Here is a 19,829-nt window from a genome sequence, read left to right on the forward strand (position 1 = left end):
ACCCTATATTTTTTATAAACATTCTGTTATAAAACTGCTCCTTATCTTTCCCCAAATATTAGCGTAGAGACTTCAAGCCGCTGAGCGGCCATACCTGTACTGAGCTAACGTTTTTGGACCTCACAGGAATGTCACGATCAAAGCCATAACTATAATGATCGAATAGTGTACACCCGGGTAGTCAACCAGTGGGTTGTGAGTCTGGTCGATTGGAAACAAAATCCTGCCGGTATGGCTATTGCATGAAAGAGGATGGCTGTAAAAACGCTCTTTCCGGTGTTATTTAAGAACCAGACAATCAGGATTCGCATACCAATGGTATCCCCCATGCTATCCATGTCAGGTCACGGCCCTGTTGAATCATCGACGGGTAATGCCATGTCGACCACATCAGTCCTAAAATGATGCTGGTTGTTAGTGCATTCCATCGTTTTTGCATGGGATCGATGGCATATCCAGTCCAGCCCAGTTCTTCACCAGCAGCGCCGATAAAAAACCCAGCAAAAAGTATCGGTATAGTCAGAAAAGGAATATGCGTTTCTATGGGGGGATAGCCCTATCAGAGAAATTTAACTTTAAGGCGGGAAGTCCCCTTCCTCGGAGCGAAGCGACAGGTGGGGGATGAAAGCCGTCAACTTCCCGACAAAGCAAGTTTAACAAAATCTATTTATCTCTCTAAAACATATAATATTTATTATGTTAAAAGCCTATAAATACCGAATCTACCCAGACAATGATCAGAAAGAACTAATCAAAGTTCATTTTGGCGCATGTAGATTTGTCTATAATTGGGCTTTAGAACAGAAGATAAAAACATATCAACAATCAAATAAATCAATATCAAGATTCGACTTACAAAAGATTTTAGTTCACGAAATAAAGCCTTCTAACGAATGGTTGAAAAAAGCTAATTCACAGGCTCTACTCGCCTCTTTGGTAAATGTAGAATCAGCATTTACAAAATTCTTTAGAGAAAAAACTGGATTCCCAAAGTTCAAATCTAAGAAAAATCCAGTGCAGTCCTATCAAATGCCACAACATTACACGGTAAATTTTGATAGAAATATTATCAAACTTCCCAAAATTGGAGAAGTAAATGCAGTTCTTCACAGAAGATTTGAAGGTGAAATGAAAACTGCAACTATCTCTAAATCAAGTACAGGAAAATATTTCATAAGTATTCTTGTTGACGATGGAAAAGAAACACCTGAAAAACAAGAAATATCAGAATCAAATACAATAGGCATAGATGTAGGTATAAAAGATTTTGCAATTCTTTCTAATGGAGAAAAAGTTGAGAATCCTAATACCTCAAAATTCTCTTAAAGATGAAATGTTTGCAAAGAGAGTTTCAAAGAAAGTTAAAGGTTCTAATAACCGAAACAAAGCTAGGCAACGTCTTTCTAAAATCCATGAGAAAATAAGCAATCAGAGAAACAATTTCCAGCACCAAATCTCTTCTAAACTTATCAGTGAGAACCAAGCTATTGCACTGGAAACTCTGAACGTAAAAGGTATGGTAAAAAATCATTGTCTGGCTCAATCTATTTCCGATGCTTCGTGGAGTAGTTTTGTAACAAAATTAGAGTATAAAGCTGAATGGTTAGGAAAGACTATTCTAAGGATCGGAAAATTTGAGCCCTCTCCCCAGATATGTAATGTTTGCGGTTATCATAATTCAGAATTGACATTAAAGGATAGAGAATGGGTATGTCCCGATTGCAAAACAAAGCATGATAGAGACATAAATGCTGCAATCAATATCAAAAAATTCTCTCTGCAAGATCAAAATCTTATAGTTATCTGACACCGTAGGAACTACGGGGATGGGCTTGTGGACTTGTGAACAGTAGTTCAAGGGATGAAGCAAGAAGCCCCTTCCTCGCCATCAGGCAGGGAGGGGTAGTTCACTAATCGGATGTTTTTAAATGCTACCGAGTAGCTTGCCGAAACTTATTTGCTATTATCCAGAACTTTGCCCTCGCCCTATCTCGGCCCGACAATTTGTAAACCTAATGGCAATCTATTTTTCACTAAACTCGCAGGGTATGCTTATTGCAAGCAAGCTATAATTATTACAAAAAATGTGTTGTCTGGAGAAGCCTCAAGGTGGCCTTTTTCTTTTTGGTACGTATAAGGGCCATGCTCTCGGCAGTACTACTGGATTGTTTTTGTCTCATACGAAAGCTCCCTCTTTGCCGAAGTTCATTCTTCACGTATATGGACTTGGCAACTAGCTGATCAATCCTGTAAAATTTCGCTTTGAAATCATCCAGCTGGGCTAAAATCGGTAAAGAAGCACACGATTCATTCTCCGTAGAGTGGGAATAGTATCCATAACGCGAACAATCGCATGCATCGCTAACGGCAGCCTGGAGTATGCGACCAGTTCAGACGTCCTGAACTCCTTGATAAGGTTGAGCTTTGGCTCAAGTTTCTTAATATCCTGGGGATCACCGAGCCCCCATTTGTAGGACGCGCCGGTTCCACCGATGTTTGTGATATTTTTTGCAGCAAATGGGTTGAGAGCATCAAACACCATCTGTCCGGTAGGGAAATGACCGGTCAGTCCACACTGGCAGGCGGGTCGATGCGGAAGATACGACTGTCCATGCCGCAGCCCAGATGCAGCACCGTTGCATCAGGGTGATCCGCGACATACTGAGTCGTCAACAGATCGAAATTCTTCGCCCGAATTGCGGTAATCATCGCCCCGATCTTGCCCACTTTGAATTTGCTGAAATCGTAATCAATGCAGCGAACTGCGTCCTCTGCCCATTGGTCCGGCAAGATGGGGTCCTCCCATTGGCTCTGCATAGCCCGGGCATACAGAGTCATGAGCATTGTTTCTTTTTCTTGCGTGAAGTGAACTTTTCCAATGGTCATTTTTATTCACCCTTGCCGACGTAATGTCAACACCTTTAGTAGTCGTGCGCCCCGCTTTCGGGCCGGTGAAATAGAGCCGTTTTAACTCATCGGCATCTGTATTGACGTCGCGGAAGCCTCACTGGGTCAGGAACGGCTCAATCTGACTTTCGCCAATCCCGAAAATATGCTACTCGCCAGTCACTCGCATTAGCCATCATATCTTTTCACGAAAGTCTAGCACCTAAGTGGTCACCCTCGGATTGCCTTCTCGGGCCTTAGCAGTTACCGCTTACTTTACAATGGCAGTTGCAAAGCCGCCCCATGCGCGCTTCCTTTTCGTCTCTTGCCCCAGTGTGCGCTGCTCGCCAAGTGAGAGACTACAAGACCGAAGTAACTCGGCGAGGCGCTCTCTCGAAGGGGGCGTGCTATCGACCCCGAACTTCAATGGTTCGCCTGCAGCTTTGGTCGTTGCTCTCGCGTAGCGCCAATAGAGTGTTTGCGACTCGAGAGGCTCTGTCGTGAAGTAGTCAAAAGCGACAACGCTGCCCTTAGCGGTACCGGCAATCTTGCGAAGGGTGGCCTCGACGGCTTCCCGGTCCAGGTACATTATCACACCCTCCCAAAGGAAAAGGGTCGGTTTGCCAGTGTCGAAACCGGCATCCACGAGCCGGATGAGCCAGTCCTCCTTCTCAAAGTCGGCAGCTACAAACGTGACCCCAGCCGAATCAATGCCTGCTTTCCCCAGCATTGCGCATTTGATCGCCTGTGTTTTCGGGGCATCGACCTCGAATGATCGGACCGATGTATCCTTAGGCAGTCTGAACGCACGTGTATCGAAGCCTGCGCCAAGTATGACAAGCTGTGCGATGTCAGCGAGATAACGATCGACAACAATATCGAAGAATGTTTGTCGGGCAGAGGCCTCGTACTGCATGGGAATATCGCCCTCGAAGGGATATCTGAAGGCCTTCGGCACATAGCCGCTCACACGATGAGCGAGCAGCAGTGGACCCGCCACGAGACGTAGGCCCAGAGGAGGGACACCTGGTAGCACCATCATCAACCGGTTAGCCGGTTCATCTCGCCTAGTGCCCAGATTGTGCTGGAGCCAGCGCGCAAAAAGCGGCCCTTGCGCTGTCCTCGAAACTCCCGATGTGTTCCCCATGAGAATGCCCTTGCTGATCCAGATTACGTAACCGGTCAGAGTGACAGGGAACAAAAGGGCGCTGAAAATGTAGAAGACGGTCGCCTCGACAGGACCTCCCGCTGAAGCCAGCTTTTGATCATTTTCGTTCATAGCCGACCTCTAATGTTTCAGCAGGACTCAAACGCGAGTTCCATCGAAGGGAAAGGTCCCGGTGCCTTGGATCGTGACATAGCCCGAGATCGAGTCGCCTTCCACAATCCCTTCGAACTCGATATCCATCCGCAGCGGCGTGGTCATTGGTGCCTTGAAAGAGAATCGGTTACCTTCGACCTTACCATCGACGATCTGCACGCTCGTCCCCTGCGACGGGCTTGTCGCCGAGCCGGAAATCTCCCCGTTACTCGTGTCTATCACGAGCGTGAGATCAAGGTCGGCGGCCGGATGGTGAAAGACAACCTGCCATGTTCCGTCTACTGCTGTACGCCTCCCCTTGGTGGTAGTTGCCCCACCCGTAACATCTGTCTCGGACCGCCTGGGCGCTGGCGTTCGCTGAGGGACCGGCAGCTGCCCGAGGCGCGGCTTGCCTGGCTCAGGCTGCACGCCGGCCGAGTTCAAGAAGCCAGCCATCATCCTGTAGAACCCGACTACGAAGAGGATTTCAATGATCTCCATGTCGTCACGGGTAGCTTTCAACGCCGCCCAGGTGTCATCCGACACGCAGTCGTCCGAGCACAGCTCGTCGACTGCACGGAAAAGCGCAGCGTCGGCGTCCGACCACGATGCCGACTCATTGGACAGCGCCTCGATCTCGGCCTCAGTGGCACCGGTACCGAGCGCGCCCAGGGTGTGGTTCGCCCATTCGTACTCGCACTCGGTGCGAAGTGCAACCCGCAGGATCGCCAACTCGCGATCCCTGGGGGACAGTCGACCTCTGACAAGCAACATCTCACCAAGCGGGCCCCACGACGTGAACAGATCCTCGTGGCGAACAAGCGTCCGAATGACGTTTGACGCGCCGATCCCAGCGAGGGCGCGCTGACTCTCGGTCATCGACTCCATGTCGACGGGTGGAATGCGTGGTTCAGTGGGGCGCTTCATACTATTCCCTCCTGGCGGACTAGACCCTTATTAAAAATCGGCTCACTTGCAACAAGCGCACCGAATGCTTTGATGTTCAAACTTGCTATCATGAATCAACCTCCTTCAGTTACATCTTTAATACGCTGGAGATACTTACATAACCTAGGATATCCCGGATCGTCATCTGCTCATTGCCTCTGGAATACACCAGCCGTTGCACAGCGTCTAGGATGCCACTCCGCTTCTCGGCATATTCCTGTTCTTTGACTGTTCGTGCCACTATGATACCTTTTATTAAAGGAGATTAGTCTCCGGTCTTGTTCACCCTTGCCGATACAATGTCAACACCTTTGCTAATCGCTCGACCGGCGTTTGGGCCGATAAAATAGAGGCGTTTTAGTTCTTCGGCGTCCACATTGTGAACATCGCAGAAGCCGCGCTGGGTCAGGAACGGCTCAATCTGGCCTTGATCGATCCCGAAAATCAGCCTCTCTCCGATCTTCCGTGTTACCCACCGCGTCCGCGCCGTCTTCATGTTGTGTAGGGTTTCGTTGGTGAAATAGTCAAAGATCACAGAGCTGCCCGATCCGGAATGGTTGGCGATGAAAGCGAGAGTGCTGTCAATTCCTTCCGGAGTAAGGTACATGGTCACGCCCTGCCAGATAAACAGCGTTTTCCCATGCTCGTCATAGCCGCTTGCAGGCAGGCGCTCGTCAAGCTTCTGGGTATTGAAATCTATCGGAACGAATGTGACGTGGTCAGGCAGAGGGTCGATGACCTTCTTCAACCGCTTCAGCTTGAGAGCCTGCGTGGCAGGGTGATCGACTTCGAACACCCTCGTCTTCTCAATTCCCTCAATCCGGTACGCACGGGTATCGAACCCGGCTCCCAGGATGACAACCTGATCGAGGCCTTTGCTTAGGCACGCCTTGAGGAAATCCTCGACGTATCTTTCTCGTGCGACGATGAACTCGATTGCTCCAGGGAAGAATCGTCCGTACAGGCCGAATCAATTATCAGTTTGCTGAGGAAAAACTTATATCCGGGTACCATTGAACGGGCAATCGGATCATAGCAAATTCGTTTGCCTTCCGGCCTTGACGCCTCGATAGCACGCACCAGGGCCATGCCCTCGGCTGTGGTACTGGATTGTTTTTGTCTCATACGTAAGCTCCTTCGTTCATTATTTTCTGTAATTTCATGACCAGGCAGGTCAGAGCTCTCTCACGCACAGTCGTTACCCCGCAGCGCCGCCACCCACACCTTCACCGCTTCGACGTCAGCGCGGTATAGGGAATTTGGGGGCGCACCCAGCACGCGCTCAATCGCATCCATATAGGCTGCATGGACTGAGACGATGTCCTCAACGCAGCGCCGCTCGTCGCACTCCTGCTCCAACGATAGCAGTAACTTGGCATGGGTATTTCCCATGCCCTGTACAAGAGACAGGATAACTTCACCCGCCTGATCAGGATAGGCGGTTGTGAAGACATCTTCCTGGATGCCCTGAAGAACTATCGTGGTCAGCAGAGGCGCACGCTGTTTGAAAACCGCATCGTCCACTTTCTGGCGGACGATGGCGTTGTCGTCGGTATACCAGACGCGTAGCAATTTAACAACATCAGCTTTCTGAGCGATTCTCAAACGGTCGAGTGTGGCAAAGAAGCCCTGGAGTTTTTCGATGGCAGACAGGTGCGGATCATGAACGATGGGGAGGAGCGGCTTTTCCGTCTCTTCCTGTATCCGTTCGGTAAGCGCCTCCAGCAGCGCACCTCGCGAGTCGAAGTAGTGATGGAAAGCCCCACTGGAAATCTGGAGCTCGTCCAGAACATCCTTTATCGACATCTTCTCGTACCCCTTGGTTAACACCAGTCGTTGGGCTGTATCCAGGATCTCTCTGCGTTTCAAAGCCAATTTTTCTGGTTCGATGGTTCGGGCCATTGTTTCCCCTTAAATAAACAGACGATCGGTTTATTTATTATCTCGCTTTACTGCATAAATAGGTAGTGTTTTGTGGTGTTTTTCTCTTTTTCCTGCATTTCTTGCGCAGGCATTCGCCTCCGTTGACTGCCTGCAAGCCCGTGCCTTTGTTGTATAATACCAGTTTCGCCTTCAGGAAGCTCAAGAGAATAATCCAGTTGGTTGATGCAATGATTATTCTGGAGAAGTTATACTCAGGCAGACTTCCCGGTCGGGCCAAATTTCAGGTAATTCCCTCAATCGTCCATAGTAACTGTTTTACATTCCATACCGTCTGCAAGTCTATTAGCGATTTGGAGTATCCAGCTGAGCCGGATTTCCAGGAGTATTTGCTGATAGAAAGCACTTTGTCTTTTCTTGATACTCCACTGTGAGAATAGCCCCCTAAGTTGCTGATCAGGCATACCTGTATCGAGCTAACGTCTTTGGGCCCCATAAGAACGTCACAATCACAGCCGCGATTGCGGTGATCACTCCGGTAATAACGGGGTCGTAATGTGAACCATAATTTGGGAACAGGAACTCGCTGACATTCATCATATCGTGAAAAAGGACCGCCGCAAGCACACTTCCCCTGGTATTGTTATAAAGCCAGACAATAATAATTCGAAGTGCTACTGTAGAGAGAAATTGTCCTGCGGTCCATGTTAAAGTATGGTGGGCTTGAAAATACCAACCTACGACATGCCATAATCCCCACACCGACCCCATGATAATTCCAGCTCTTAATGCGCTCCAGCGATACTGCACGGGATCGACGGCATATCCCATCCAGCCCGCCTCTTCACATACAGCAGGTATTAAGAACAGGATAAAAAATAACGGTATTGCCGGAAATGGAATCTGCGGTTCTGGGAGTGGTCGCCCGATCAAGCGCATCACCCCATAAGATAGCAACATAATGACCGGCATCAGCAAAAGGATAGGCAGATACCAGATTTTTGGTTTGATTCTCCTGTAGTCGAGGGTCTTTTTCAATAGCTGTTTTATTCCATCAAGTTTATTTTCTCTATACACAAGGATCAAAGCTGCTATGAGCGGACAAACGAACATGAGCGCACTTACAGGGAGATTTATCGGAAGCGGAAGTCCCTGTTTGGCCATGGAGCCAACCAACCAGAATGGAATAGAAAGAGCGAAAACTAGCAAGAAGAATCCTGGAGGTGACCTTTTAGACGATTCACCGATATTCACGCTCGTAGTCTCCTGGATGGCTTAATTTACTTTGATTGAGTGAGAAGCTCATTTTGTGCGGTACTGATAAATGAGCATTTATATGCCGATTTTGCCTCCCATCGTAAGAGATAGAAAGGGATCAGGTAGAAAACCCTCCTTTAGGGAGAGATTTTCTGATGATTTCTATAATGATACTTGCAGCCTGTCAATACCCCGTTTTAACCACCGGAACAGCTCCAATATCGAGATACTGGTCTTTCTCAGTGCTGTACTCTGGTAAGGTTAACATTATTAGTCTCCCTGTGAGGGTTTTTAAGCTCCGGCAAACCTGACCCGGAGACTCATCCGTATATGTGCTGGTGTTCACGACCTGTAATCTTCTAAATAGCTTATTTCATTTTTCTCCGACACTGCTCAGCGAATCAGATTGGGATGTTTGCACTCTTAATTGGCCGATTCATTTTCAGACGCGTCTGAACATCTTCTGAAAATCAATCACCAGCCCTTCATCATCTACTACGATATCGGATACAAAATCTGGCAGTTCAACATCCTGGTAGCGGTAGGTCCGCTCATCTACCCGGCTGTAAATTTGTTGTAGCCTCCGTAGTGAAAACTTGTTTTCATCAAAGTAAATAATATCTACTCTTTGCGGCCGCTTACTCTCAAACTGCAGCCTTTTGATTGGCAGAGTATTTGTAAACGGTGAGATCGAAATATCCACCATTTTTACGCCATCAAACTCGACTAGATGCTTACCCATGGCGTCATACCACTGGTCCCCCTTATGCACGAGTTTAATAATACGCTCATCCAGTAATGATTTAATCGATACCTTTTTAATATCCCAGTTCGCCGTCAGTGCCACTTCATACTCTATCGCAAACGGAATACAGTTGTCTGTTTTGCCAACCGCCAGGCCATGGCCATTAATACCGGCGTTGACTTTATGAATATGAACAACTGTACTCGGCCAGGACAATGCCTGCCAAACTATTGTTCTGGTTTTATCCGTTACCACTACTTTATGATTTGAGGATTAGGTAATGAGTTTTTTCTGCCATGTTTTTTCTTTTTAGTTTGCAATTAGTATACTATAACCAGCACAGGTGCCTGGATTGACTGAATATCCTCAGGCGGTCAGCCCTCAAATTCCACCAATGTATAAATTCGTGTGCAAAGGTACTTTAGTGCATGGGACAGTTGGATGTATAGCGATATTTCTAAGGGGTGATGCATATGGACAAAGTGAGGTCTAAAGATGGAACGCTTATTGCTTACGAGCGAAGTTGGATAGGACCTGCTCTGGTTTTGGTGCATGGCACAAGTGCAGATCACACGCGCTGGGCGTCTGTCCTTCCAATGCTGGAGCAAAAATTTACCGTTTATGCCCTTGACCGGCGTGGCCGCGGTCAGAGTGGAGATTCGGCAGTCTACTCCATCGAGCGTGAATATGAAGACATAGCCGCGGTAGTGAGTTCTATCCGGGAGCCGGTGAATCTTCTGGGTCACTCGTACGGCGCATTGATTTGTCTGGAAGCAGCTCTCCGCGTCACTAATCTCAACAAACTGGTACTCTATGAGCCATCCTTTCGTTTAGATGGGCCTTTATATCCACCTGATGTTCGGAGACGAATCCAGTCGCTGCTTGATTCAGGGAATCAGGAGAAAGCCCTGGTATTATTCTTCCGCGAGCTTGTTGGTGTACCGGAGGATCAACTCGAATCATTGCGAAACGAGCCAGTTTGGGCAGGCAGGTTAGCGGCGGCTCATACCATCCTTCGTGAATTCGCTGATGAGGACTATATACTCGACCCCCAGCGTTTCGAGAACCTAACTGTTCCTACTATGCTCCTGCAAGGTAGCGAAAGTCCTGACTTTCTCAGGACAACAACGGAGACATTGCATGCAGCATTACCCAATAGCAGAATTGTCGTCATGCCGGGGCAGCAGCACATCGCTATGAGAACAGCACCTTAATTGTTTGTGCGCCTGGTCACTGAATTCTTAATAGGATCAATCTAAATGTCCGGGAGGGGTTAGCAGCATGCCTATTTATTATTCACGGTGCTCCCATTGCGGACTCTTTCCGATCATTGTTGACCGAGCCAATTCTGGATCACCAATACAGCACACTGTCTACCATCGCGGGGGCGAATCACTCAACCGTTTCTCTCCGTCCTCGATAGCGATAGAAAAATTCTCTGATCCCGTTTTTGATCCCGTTTTGGGGAAACGCACCGGTTGCTTTTGGAGAGGTTGCCGCATGTCCGCGTTTTTGTCCTTCCAGGTGCAATGCACAGGCTGAGATGCAGAACCCACATGAAATAGCTAGAGCTCTCTTGGACTTCTTCGCGCATCACCCCATCCGGCCCCCTACCAGTTCTGGCCTTTGATCCCCAGAGAGCCTGCCTTTGAGCATGGACCTCGATCAGTTCCACGGGTTGCCTCGATGTCGTTCCTTACAACCTGGCAATAATGATGTAATGATACGGCCCAGCCTCTTTTACCGATGTCACATGAAACCCGGCAGACTCGATTAGTTGCTGAGCTTTACCGATGGAGAACCTCTTTTCCAGTGGCGGGCCAAATGACATCGGCTCGGGTTTCCAATCGAGGTCGACTAACAATCCTGATGGTCGGAGCATCCGCTTTGCATTCCCGATCACCTGTGCCGGGTCGGCAAAATCATGGAGATCTATCCCAAAGAAGACAAAATCGGCACATCCCTCGCAGGCGATGGTCTCCTCCGCAGCCTGCACTTTGGCTGACAAATGTCCGAGTCCCTCTTCCGCTGCTTTCTGCTGGAGTCGCATTATGGAACCTTTGTCGATATCTACTGCGATCACTTTTCCTTCCTGCCCTACTATCCTCGCTGCAGGTATGGCAAAGTACCCGTCACCGCATCCCACGTCCACGAATGTCATACTCGGCTTCAGGCCGATGTCGATCAAAATCTTTTCCGGGTCCTGCCATTTCCGGCGCTCTGGATCATTTATCGGAAATTGCCTATGTACCATATAACAAACCTCATGCAATTACTGGTCAGGTAAAAATATTTCATATAAATTATTTTTTATGCATCTCTATTGGCTACTGCTGGCTATTGTTCAATCAAAACTGTCATTGAGCCAAAATTTGATATTCATTACCTGGTGGCCGTCACGGACTTTGCCACTGCCATGTATCCAGCTTAAAGTGATGACGAGATTAGTCGCAGTCACGTTTTTCCCGGGATAGGTGTGTCAAGAAACTCTTTGATCATCGAAAACAGCCAATCGCGGCACGTCCAATGAAGCATAATGTGAATGGCGCCTGGGAGCACTGCAAACTGAAAACGTGAGAGACCAGTAAGATCTCTGAGCATATCGTCGCAGAGCCTTTATCTAATGACTTCTTCAGATGCAGAGCACCTTCAATAACCAGCCAGCTTGAGCAGTTGGCTATAACCTCTTGCTGGGTGGTGGCACAGATGATAAATGTAGCATTTCCCTGCCAACTTACGAAAAGCCCATAATAATGCTCTGCGTGAATTGATTAGCAATCGAACCACTCGGATCGAGCGTGGGATTGAAGATGGTAATTGTTATACCCACTGCCTGACCTGATGTCATTAAAGCTCTCAACAGAGCACTCAATTCATCCCATTGCAAACCGCCGTCCGGTAGGGGATAATCCACCGCCGGCATGATCGCATTGTCCAGCACATCAGCATCAAGGTGAATCCAGAACCCGTTAAGTTGATCTTTTTGTAGCCTCTCAAGAGCTTTTTGAGCAGCTATATCGCTTCCCAGAGCGCGCACCTGCTCCAGGCTAAAAGCGTTTATCGAAGTCTCTCGAATATCCTGACTGGCGTGTTCCTTCTGTTCTTCAGTATCACGGTAACCGAATGCGATGATGTCTTCGTCTCGCACGAGTGGCTTAAGTCCGTCTATGTCGGTTAGAATGTTTGGGCCTCTGCCGGAAACGATGGCCAATTCCATAGAGGCAACCTCACCATTTGGCTCAGCCTCAGGTTGATAAAAATCGGCGTGACCATCAATAAAAAAAAGTCCATATTTACCTGAACGCCGTAAAGCTAACATACAACCAATTAGAATGCTGCAATCTCCTCCGAGCACAACGGGAAACCGCCCTTTTCTTCGCACGTCGGCAACCTTTTCGGCCAGGCGTAAAGAAAATTCTTTGATCGAATACGGATTCAGAAGAAGTGTGTCCCTATCTCTTTCTGGTTTGTAGGGAGGGGCATCAACTCGACCCGCATATCCTGCCCGTAAACCCTGGATTAATCCGGCATTCTTCAACGCTTCCGGTAAAGTTTCAACTCCTGTAGGTTTAAGCCCCAGGATGGAGGGAGCATCAATTACTGAGAACTGTAGCATAGTCTCTATCCCCACTTATTTAATAAAGATCTTCTAAATCTTCAAAATTCATCATGAAGATGCCAGTCTCGACCGCCCTGTTTTCTCTTTGTTTGCAGTTCATGCAGCTGAGAAGTCATGCTCACCTGGCCTCTGGCATGGGAGCATCAAGAAACTCCGTAACTATCGGGATAAGCCAATTTGAACGATCCACAAGTTCGATGTCGGTGGTGTTGGGAAACACAGCAAGTCGTGATTGTGGAAGGATGGAGATGTCTTCAGGAACGCCACCGAGCAATCGTAACATCTCTACAGAGCGCTCGGGGCGGACAATATCCGAATCCCCTATTATGACCAGAGTGGGTGCCTTTATCGACCGAATCGCCCCGGCAGGCAAGTCCGGGATATGCAGATCCAGCTGTTTCAGCTTGTCGACCAGAGTGGGCCAGTCTTCCGGATTCGGAGTTATACGGATGTATTCATCCTGCCAGGATGTCCCAGTCAGGTCTTCGGGCTTCAATTTCTCCATTCCTGTCAGGAGCCCGGGACGAAATCCGCTGTTGTTGTAGGTAACCGAAGCGACCACGAGCTTACTTACCAGATCCGGGTAATGGATTGCAATACGCAGGGCTATGCCGGCTCCCATGCTATAGCTGAAGAAATCGGCATTCTTGATATTGAGCTATCTGAGAAGAGCGACTGTATCGTCTGCCATTTGCCTGACGGTCAGAGGGCGACTGATATCAGCCGTGTGTCCATGAGCCTGCTGTTCGATTGTAATGACCTGTCGTTTCCTGGCAAGGGACGGGAGAAGCTTTCCGAAAGATGTCCCGGTTGCTGACAATGCACCGTGAAGCAGGACAAGTGAACTGCCTGTGCCGTGGATCTCATAATACATTTTAAGGCCATTTACGGGAGCATAGCCACTCCTGTAACCGTTATTTCTTTCACCGGGTATACTTTTCGTCCTTATGCACTCCCCTTCGGTAATCAGGTTCTGTAGAAAATCTTCTAAGTCTGATTTTTACCCTTTATTTTTTATAAACATTATGTTATAAATCAACTCCTTACTTATATCCCCACAAATATTTAGCCTACTGCTTCAAACCACTGAGCGGGAGTATCTGTACCGGACTAACGTTTCTGGACCCCATAAGAATATGACAATTGCAGTCGCGACTGTCATAACGATAAACGCAATGAAGGGGTCGTAATATGAACCGTAAATTGGAAACAAGACAAGTTCACTAACATTGCTCATGGCATGGAATGAGATTGCTGCGAATACGCTTTTCCCAGACTGTTGTAAATCCAGACAATAAGAACTCGTAGCACAACCGTAGCCGCATTTTTCCCTGCCACCCAGATTGGAGTGTAGTGGGTTTGAAGGAAGGGAGTAATGTGCCATACTGCCCATACTGTCCCCAAAATGATACCGGTTTCCAATGCGTTCCACCGATCCTGCAATGGGTCAGTTGCATATCCCGTCCAGCCTATCTCCTCACCTATCCCCCCGATAAAAAAACCACGAAAGATACCGGTAACATCAAAACTGGAAATTGGAAGTTAGGAATCCATATCCCCATTAACAATAATTAGTGGAATATTCGCAATTATGGGAAAAGAGGACATAGAGAGTACGTGAGGAAGATATCCTCAGGTATTTTCATGCCAAAAAATATAGCTTTGTGTTCTGCAAGGCTATGTAGGGATATCAATAGGGCACTTTCTTATAGCAGAGCCACCAATCGAAGCAAGTCATATTATTGCCTGTGACGCGTGTAGCCTTTGTCGTCTCATTTGTGGGTGGTGGTACTATGACGTTATCACCTATCAGTTCATTGTTCGGCCAGTTGGCAGGCATAGCGACCTTGTTCTGGTCTGAGACCTGCAGGGCTTTAACAGTCCTCAGGATCTCATCCATGTTTCTGCCCACTTCCTGGGGATAATACAGTATTGTCCTAACAGTTCCTGTGGGATCTACTATGAATACTGCTCTGACTGTGTTGGTTCCCTTAGCAGGGTGGATCATGCCGAGCTGTGTGGCAACGCTCCCGGTGCCATCGGCTATTATCGGAAATGTTATGTTCGTCATCAGAGTATTGTTGATCCACTCAATCCACTTCATATGGGCCTGAACCTGATCTATGGAAAGCCCTATTAGCTCTGTATTGTTCTCCCTGAACTGCTCATGCCTCTTGGCGAAAGCCACAAACTCAGTGGTGCATACAGGCGTGAAATCCCCAGGATGGCTGAAAAGGACGAACCATTTGCCTGCATAAGCATCCGGCAAAGTCATCGTTCCTGTAGTCGTCTGTACTGTCATATTTGGAAACTTCTCGCCTAACAGTGGAATCTTTTGAGTAGCATTCTTTTGAGTAGCATTATCTGTTCCTTGAGTAGCATTATCTGTTGATAATGCCGGTGTTACCAAGATGCTTAAAAAAACTAGCAACGTGGCCGATAAAATCAAAAATCTGCTCATTAACTAACCCCCATACATGTTACAGATTATTTTCATTTTTGATATTTATAAAATTATCTGTATTATAATCATCAGTAGTGTTTTTATTGTATCTAGTTTCTTAGTTAAAATTGCGAGGGCGCACCCCGTTGTAAGCTGCAGGTATTCATAAAGAATAAAGGTGGATATCAAGTCTTGGGCAAAGCAGTTTATAAGTAAATAGATGAGAGAATGACTACCCAAAATGACACAAAAATTTGGCAGGAGGGATAAGACTCCGATATCTCGAGACTCCTGCATATCAGGTGAAGTATCTACCGACCGTGTCGGCATTTTAAGATGGCTGCTTTTGTAGAGAGCTGTTTTTATAAACTCCTTCTACCGATATTGTATCATTCTCATCTAAGGACCCGTAGACCTCTCTGCCCTCCAGTATGGTATTCAATACCCTGACCTTGTTGATATCCTCCGGCGGCAGCTTGAAGAGATCTTTGTCGAGGACTATCAAATCGGCCATCTTACCGACCTCCAGGGAACCAGTCTCATTCTCCAGGAAAGCGGCATATGCTCCGTTGATTGTTGCACATTCGATAAGGGTCTTCAAATCGACCTTCTCCTCAGGCCACAGCGGTTTTGTGACGTTGGTATCCTGCATCTGCTACCGCACTAACGAAAACAATATGCTTAACTGGACAAACTTCATACGCAGTATAATACGCGAATACGGTTCTTTGCTTGCAAAAATCCAAATTACTGAGGAACCAAATAATCCTCACGCAGCAACAGGAGGTGACGGCAGCTTTTTGAACGTCCGAAAAGCACTTATCGAAGGCATTATAGCCGCCAGCGATGAAGCACAAAAAGCAGGCTACTACAGGTTGGCTTCAATGCAGTACCCTCTTTCAATCCCACCGATGACTTCTGGAAAGAAATAGCCTCTTTAAGCTCAAGCAACCCTGCCTTTCTAGATGCTTTAGACTATGTTGGCTTCGACTTTTACCCTGGCGTTTTTCGCCCTCTTCCTCCAAACCTGACCATAAAAGACGCTGTGGCAGGTGTGCTAACAAGCTTTAGAACTGTAAGTCTAGCAACCGGCGAAATATCCACATCGGTTCCCATACACATCACCGAAAACGGTTGTCCAACAAGCCCGATTCGAACCTACCAACAACAAACCACTACTATTGAAGAAATAATACGAACCATTTACCAAAAAAGAAACGAACTCAATATAACACACTATGAATTCTTCGATTTCCTTGATGCTGATAGCACCAAAGGCTGTATATTGTGCCTGATTATTTAAATGAGAACTGCAGGAAGTTCCATGAATTTTCCATACCGTGCAACCTCTGATTCCAATGCCTCCTGCTCGTCTTCGTTCAATTTCCGAAACGGATTTAGCCTGATTTCAACCGTACTTTTCTTCAAAGCTCTATTCCAGGTGCCTGCCACTCTGCCATTCAAAATGATGACTGCGGTCAAAGCATTACCCATCGAAATCATTCTCTCAATATCTCGAGTCTCACTGATATCTTCCCTATCTTTGTAGGCAATTGTGTACTCATCATAAATTGATAGTAAAAACGCGGATGGTGACTTCGGTGTTGTCACTTCTGTGTGAGTAGGAAACCAATATGTTTTGCCGTCAAGAGTTGCTTGCTCTAACTTTGATTTGATTAGATCAAGGGCACATCTCGCATCTTTAACGGTAAGACCTGACCACCAGGAAAAGTCCTTCAGCTGGGCTGGCCCGTGGCTTGTAAAATAATTGAGTGCAAGTTTAGCGAGAGCCCGTTCTCGATTCAGTTTTTTTGCTTTTTCCACGCGTTCTTCAAGAAGTGCGTAAGTAAATTGTTTCCCGCGCCGTGGTCCGCTGCAAATCAATCCGTCCAGCTCTGCCCACATAATGATGTGGGCCAGACGTTGAACATCAGTCTCGATGCCTATATTCGCTAATATCGTCTTAAGCTCTTGTCGAGTAAGGTATGTGTGGTCCTGCAACGCTCTGGTAATCGCGACATTGCTTCTGGCAAAAAACGCGTCATCGAGTTCGAGTTTTCGATTGTAATGCGCAAGGAGCGCTTTCACTCGCGGTGCAGTCAATTCAAGCATCCAGCGGATATCTTCCGGCATGACAAAATGCCATGTAGGGCGCATTACATGGGTTCGCAGGATCTTGCCTTCATTAAAAGCTTTTTCAATATCCTCATCAGTTGAATTTTTAATACGAAGCCCGAGCGCCCATTTCGCAGCAGCAAAATCCTGTGCTTGCACGGCACCTAAATGTGAAACTGCATCAGCTGCACTTTTAAACGGAGAATCCGTTAGCCCGCTATTGTGGAGCCGAAGCCTGAGAATTTCTGAAGCATTCATGGAAATAACGTTAATTTCTTCTGACTATTCCTATTATGTCTTTGACTATTCCCATCATATTTTCTGACTATTCCTATCGTATTCGCATAATCTTAACCCATATTTTCTATTCTGGACTATCGTTCCGCGGATCACTGAGGAACAACAGCAATAGCATCCATTTCTACCAGAAAATCCGGGTTTGCCAGCTCCGATACGAACATGGCGGTAATGGCTGGAAGGTTGGGTCTTTGACTCCAGAATTGCTGAAATGCTTCAAAACCTGGTTGAAGTGGTTGCCCCTGGACTATATACACATTCCACTTGACAATATGCTCCAGTTCAGCGCCACCAGCCTTTAATGCCGTCTGCAGGTTGGCTAAAACCTGTTCCGTCTGCTTCTTGATGTCACCTTTTCCGATGATTGCCCCGGAAGCGTCTACTGCGTCTTGCCCCCCTATATAAATTGTCTTAACCTGACCGGTTACGACAATTACGTTGGTAAAAGCCGGATTTTTGGGCAAGCCGTCTGGATTTATATACAAAACCTGTCCTTCCTTCATGCGTTCCTTCACCGTCCTTCATATGCCCGTTTCAGGGCTTCAATATCGTATTTTTTCATTCCGTAAATTGCAATGATAACCCTATTCGATTTTTCAGGGTCAGGATCACTCAGCATTTCGTCTACAATGGCAGGTGCGATCTGCCACGATACTCCGTATTTGTCTTTAAGCCAGCCGCATTGACTTTTCTCTCCGCCTTCGGACAGCTTTTCCCAGAGCCAGTCTATTTCTTTTTGGTCTTCGCATCTGACATACAGAGACATGCCCTCACAAAAATTGAAAAAGTTTCCTCCATTAACTGCTTCAATTTCCTGCCCATTGAGCAGGAATCTAATGGTTCTTACGCTGCCTGCAGGTCCGGGCCGGATATCCTCGGGCAGGTACGAAAGGGCTTCAAGTTCTTCTTTGCTAAAACGAGCAATATTCAGAATCTTTGAGTTTTCAAATACGGCAGAGAAAATCGAGACATAGAAATTCGCTGCCTCTTCAGCCTGGTCGTTAAAGGTTAAGCACGGTGCTATTTTCTGAGTACTGGCTTTCATAAGGTTTCCCCCACATCAGACGACTCCTTAATATTTTGCATATTTTAGTTACCCACTCAAAATTACATAATTTTGTTCTGTAATCAGTCCTATAATCAGTCAATCAGTCATTTCTCTTAGCTGGAGAACTGGGTGTTCTTTTTTCAGTTTCATAGTGAAGCAAAACATTTCCGGATTTGAAATTCTTTGTTTCCAAAAGCTTAAAATTTAATTTTTTAACGCCTTTAAACAGCGGTTTTCCTGCTCCCAGAACAACCGGGGTTACCGCCAATAAATATTCATCAATTAATCCTTCGGAAGTAAGCTGCTGTACAATCGTGCCACTGCCAAATATCAGGATGTCAGAGCCTTTTTCCTGTTTTAATCTGCTTACTTCTTCCGTAACATTGCCTTTAACTAGTCTGGTGTTCTGCCAGGAAACCTCTTTCAAAGTTTTCGAAAAAACAACTTTGGTCATCCGGTTTAATTCTTCAGCAGTAGCTCGTGCTTCTTCGGGAGCCTCCGGGTCGGCAGCCACCTTTGGCCAGAAGCTTTCGAATAGCTGGTAGGTCACTCTGCCAAGTAAAACCGTACCAGGTAGATCTGTATCAGGTTGGCCCATTTCGTGCAATGCTTTGTCAAGTTCAGGGTCCACTATAAACCAGTCGATTTCTCCGTTCGGTCCGGCAAAAAAGCCATCAATAGAGATTCGATTAAACATTACAACTTTTCTTATAACACTCACCCCTATTCCTTCAAAACTGCTCTCACCGAAGTTTCAATTAGCAGGCAATCTACTTTATACGGGTTCCAATAAAGTCATAAGCTACATTTCCGGAACTTTCTTTTCCCGGGTTCGGTCTCCAGCCGCCTGAAAAGGTGTTACCGTCTTCGCTTATTTTGCCCGTCATTTTTGCCCCTCCACCCAGATCCGTCGTGATTATCACATCTTTGCCCTTAATGTCATATCTGTATGGAATCGGCACTCCTGCCAGATTAGAATAGACAAGTGAAGGGAATGTATCGTTCTCCAGATCATAGTAAATGAGTTCAAGGCTCTGGATTTTCATGCCCATAAAATCAGCCTCGAAACTCTGTTTTAAAAAGAATCCTCCAGGCAGCCATTCAAAAGTAGTAAGTGCAGATACATTATCGGTTTTAGAATCAAGAGTACGACCTTTTATACTCCACGTGCCGACCAGCCCTTCCAGGCGTTTGAGTGCAGAGTCAGGTTTGGGTTGCTGTTCTAATTGCGTGTCATTGTCTGAAATAGTAGTTTCCCCCTCTTTTTAATTATTAATGTTAATTAGAAGA

The 19,829-nt window shown here is 46.8% G+C and carries 26 protein-coding genes and 1 pseudogene; 3 read left to right on the top strand and 24 right to left on the bottom strand.

All coding sequences use genetic code 11. The annotated features are described in order from the left end of the window. Positions 1-298: 298 nt before the first annotated feature. Positions 299-544 carry a CPBP family intramembrane glutamic endopeptidase gene (locus MSHOH_RS25935; RefSeq protein WP_204245430.1) on the bottom strand — a complete coding sequence of 82 codons (246 nt, stop codon included), beginning with the start codon at positions 542-544 and terminating at the stop codon, positions 299-301. A 152-nt stretch (positions 545-696) separates the two neighbouring features. On the opposite strand from MSHOH_RS25935, the pseudogene tnpB reads away from it, so the two are divergent. Further along, positions 697-1,807 (top strand): annotated as a pseudogene (gene tnpB / locus MSHOH_RS04845) (IS200/IS605 family element RNA-guided endonuclease TnpB). Between the two features lie 474 nt (positions 1,808-2,281). Here the strand turns inward: tnpB and MSHOH_RS24535 are convergent. The 11 genes from MSHOH_RS24535 to MSHOH_RS04885 all read right to left on the bottom strand — a co-directional run bounded on the left by MSHOH_RS24535 (position 2,282) and on the right by MSHOH_RS04885 (position 9,272). Next, positions 2,282-2,542, bottom strand: a complete 261-nt coding sequence (locus MSHOH_RS24535; protein ID WP_048137814.1) for a hypothetical protein — start codon at positions 2,540-2,542, stop codon at positions 2,282-2,284. Positions 2,543-2,565: 23 nt separating this feature from the next. Next, complete coding sequence (locus MSHOH_RS24540; protein ID WP_052730712.1) at positions 2,566-2,886, bottom strand: class I SAM-dependent methyltransferase; 321 nt, start codon at positions 2,884-2,886, stop codon at positions 2,566-2,568. A 271-nt stretch (positions 2,887-3,157) separates the two neighbouring features. After that, entirely contained in the window at positions 3,158-4,165 is a 1,008-nt protein-coding gene (locus MSHOH_RS21925; RefSeq protein ID WP_052730713.1) for a class I SAM-dependent methyltransferase, read from the bottom strand. Positions 4,166-4,192: 27 nt separating this feature from the next. Continuing rightward, on the bottom strand, positions 4,193-5,113 hold the full coding sequence (locus MSHOH_RS04865) for a carboxymuconolactone decarboxylase family protein (RefSeq protein ID WP_048137815.1): 921 nt from the start codon (positions 5,111-5,113) through the stop codon (positions 4,193-4,195). A 286-nt stretch (positions 5,114-5,399) separates the two neighbouring features. Continuing rightward, on the bottom strand, positions 5,400-6,098 hold the full coding sequence (locus tag MSHOH_RS04870; RefSeq protein WP_204245431.1) for an SAM-dependent methyltransferase: 699 nt from the start codon (positions 6,096-6,098) through the stop codon (positions 5,400-5,402). Next, positions 6,014-6,259 carry a hypothetical protein gene (locus MSHOH_RS24545; RefSeq protein WP_204245386.1) on the bottom strand — a complete coding sequence of 82 codons (246 nt, stop codon included), beginning with the start codon at positions 6,257-6,259 and terminating at the stop codon, positions 6,014-6,016. Before MSHOH_RS24545 ends, MSHOH_RS04870 begins: the two co-directional genes overlap by 85 nt. Positions 6,260-6,319: 60 nt before the next feature. Next, positions 6,320-7,036, bottom strand: coding sequence for a TetR/AcrR family transcriptional regulator (locus MSHOH_RS04875; RefSeq protein WP_048137817.1), 717 nt, complete (start codon positions 7,034-7,036; stop codon positions 6,320-6,322). 37 nt (positions 7,037-7,073) lie between these two features. Next, positions 7,074-7,295, bottom strand: coding sequence for a hypothetical protein (locus tag MSHOH_RS23435; protein ID WP_158024048.1), 222 nt, complete (start codon positions 7,293-7,295; stop codon positions 7,074-7,076). Between the two features lie 176 nt (positions 7,296-7,471). Next, the gene (locus tag MSHOH_RS04880; RefSeq protein ID WP_048137819.1) at positions 7,472-8,269 is read right to left on the bottom strand and encodes a CPBP family intramembrane glutamic endopeptidase; all 798 of its coding nucleotides are present in this window, start codon (positions 8,267-8,269) and stop codon (positions 7,472-7,474) included. 187 nt (positions 8,270-8,456) lie between these two features. Then, positions 8,457-8,618: a hypothetical protein gene (locus MSHOH_RS24230; protein ID WP_162197604.1), complete on the bottom strand. Its 162-nt coding sequence runs from the start codon at positions 8,616-8,618 to the stop codon at positions 8,457-8,459. A 96-nt stretch (positions 8,619-8,714) separates the two neighbouring features. Further along, on the bottom strand, positions 8,715-9,272 hold the full coding sequence (locus MSHOH_RS04885) for a putative glycolipid-binding domain-containing protein (protein WP_048137821.1): 558 nt from the start codon (positions 9,270-9,272) through the stop codon (positions 8,715-8,717). 218 nt (positions 9,273-9,490) lie between these two features. Here MSHOH_RS04885 and MSHOH_RS04890 point away from each other — a divergent pair, with 218 nt between their 5' ends. Then, on the top strand, positions 9,491-10,231 hold the full coding sequence (locus MSHOH_RS04890) for an alpha/beta fold hydrolase (RefSeq protein ID WP_048137823.1): 741 nt from the start codon (positions 9,491-9,493) through the stop codon (positions 10,229-10,231). 482 nt (positions 10,232-10,713) lie between these two features. Here the strand turns inward: MSHOH_RS04890 and MSHOH_RS04895 are convergent, their stop codons facing one another. The 7 genes from MSHOH_RS04895 to MSHOH_RS04920 all read right to left on the bottom strand — a co-directional run bounded on the left by MSHOH_RS04895 (position 10,714) and on the right by MSHOH_RS04920 (position 15,731). Next, entirely contained in the window at positions 10,714-11,271 is a 558-nt protein-coding gene (locus MSHOH_RS04895; protein WP_048137825.1) for a class I SAM-dependent methyltransferase, read from the bottom strand. A gap of 480 nt (positions 11,272-11,751) precedes the next feature. Continuing rightward, a complete protein-coding gene (locus MSHOH_RS04900; protein ID WP_048137827.1) occupies positions 11,752-12,633 on the bottom strand; it encodes an arginase family protein in 882 nt (293 codons plus the stop codon). A 121-nt stretch (positions 12,634-12,754) separates the two neighbouring features. Next, on the bottom strand, positions 12,755-13,258 hold the full coding sequence (locus tag MSHOH_RS24550) for an alpha/beta fold hydrolase (RefSeq protein ID WP_052730714.1): 504 nt from the start codon (positions 13,256-13,258) through the stop codon (positions 12,755-12,757). A 36-nt stretch (positions 13,259-13,294) separates the two neighbouring features. Continuing rightward, positions 13,295-13,510 (bottom strand): alpha/beta fold hydrolase, encoded by a 216-nt coding sequence (locus MSHOH_RS24555; RefSeq protein ID WP_052730715.1) that lies wholly within the window; start codon positions 13,508-13,510, stop codon positions 13,295-13,297. A gap of 359 nt (positions 13,511-13,869) precedes the next feature. Further along, entirely contained in the window at positions 13,870-14,172 is a 303-nt protein-coding gene (locus MSHOH_RS25940) for a CPBP family intramembrane glutamic endopeptidase (protein ID WP_082089238.1), read from the bottom strand. Positions 14,173-14,326: 154 nt separating this feature from the next. Then, positions 14,327-15,097 carry a peroxiredoxin gene (locus tag MSHOH_RS04915; RefSeq protein WP_082089239.1) on the bottom strand — a complete coding sequence of 257 codons (771 nt, stop codon included), beginning with the start codon at positions 15,095-15,097 and terminating at the stop codon, positions 14,327-14,329. Between the two features lie 313 nt (positions 15,098-15,410). Continuing rightward, a complete protein-coding gene (locus MSHOH_RS04920; RefSeq protein ID WP_048137829.1) occupies positions 15,411-15,731 on the bottom strand; it encodes an amidohydrolase family protein in 321 nt (106 codons plus the stop codon). On the opposite strand from MSHOH_RS04920, the gene MSHOH_RS21945 reads away from it, so the two are divergent. Then, on the top strand, positions 15,718-16,011 hold the full coding sequence (locus MSHOH_RS21945; protein ID WP_052730717.1) for a hypothetical protein: 294 nt from the start codon (positions 15,718-15,720) through the stop codon (positions 16,009-16,011). The two genes, MSHOH_RS04920 and MSHOH_RS21945, sit on opposite strands and share 14 nt — an antisense overlap. A 367-nt stretch (positions 16,012-16,378) precedes the next feature. On the opposite strand, the gene MSHOH_RS04930 is transcribed toward MSHOH_RS21945, so the two are convergent. The 5 genes from MSHOH_RS04930 to MSHOH_RS22565 all read right to left on the bottom strand — a co-directional run bounded on the left by MSHOH_RS04930 (position 16,379) and on the right by MSHOH_RS22565 (position 19,786). Continuing rightward, positions 16,379-17,452: a winged helix DNA-binding domain-containing protein gene (locus MSHOH_RS04930; protein ID WP_048137831.1), complete on the bottom strand. Its 1,074-nt coding sequence runs from the start codon at positions 17,450-17,452 to the stop codon at positions 16,379-16,381. A gap of 131 nt (positions 17,453-17,583) precedes the next feature. Next, positions 17,584-17,994: a RidA family protein gene (locus MSHOH_RS04935; protein ID WP_048137833.1), complete on the bottom strand. Its 411-nt coding sequence runs from the start codon at positions 17,992-17,994 to the stop codon at positions 17,584-17,586. Positions 17,995-18,002: 8 nt separating this feature from the next. Beyond that, positions 18,003-18,536, bottom strand: coding sequence for a VOC family protein (locus MSHOH_RS04940; RefSeq protein ID WP_048137835.1), 534 nt, complete (start codon positions 18,534-18,536; stop codon positions 18,003-18,005). 103 nt (positions 18,537-18,639) lie between these two features. Further along, entirely contained in the window at positions 18,640-19,260 is a 621-nt protein-coding gene (locus MSHOH_RS04945; protein WP_204245387.1) for a dihydrofolate reductase family protein, read from the bottom strand. A gap of 49 nt (positions 19,261-19,309) precedes the next feature. Continuing rightward, positions 19,310-19,786 carry a DUF1579 family protein gene (locus MSHOH_RS22565; RefSeq protein WP_082089240.1) on the bottom strand — a complete coding sequence of 159 codons (477 nt, stop codon included), beginning with the start codon at positions 19,784-19,786 and terminating at the stop codon, positions 19,310-19,312. Positions 19,787-19,829: the final 43 nt, after the last annotated feature.

The sequence above is a fragment of the Methanosarcina horonobensis HB-1 = JCM 15518 genome (assembly GCF_000970285.1).
Taxonomy (GTDB): domain Archaea; phylum Halobacteriota; class Methanosarcinia; order Methanosarcinales; family Methanosarcinaceae; genus Methanosarcina; species Methanosarcina horonobensis.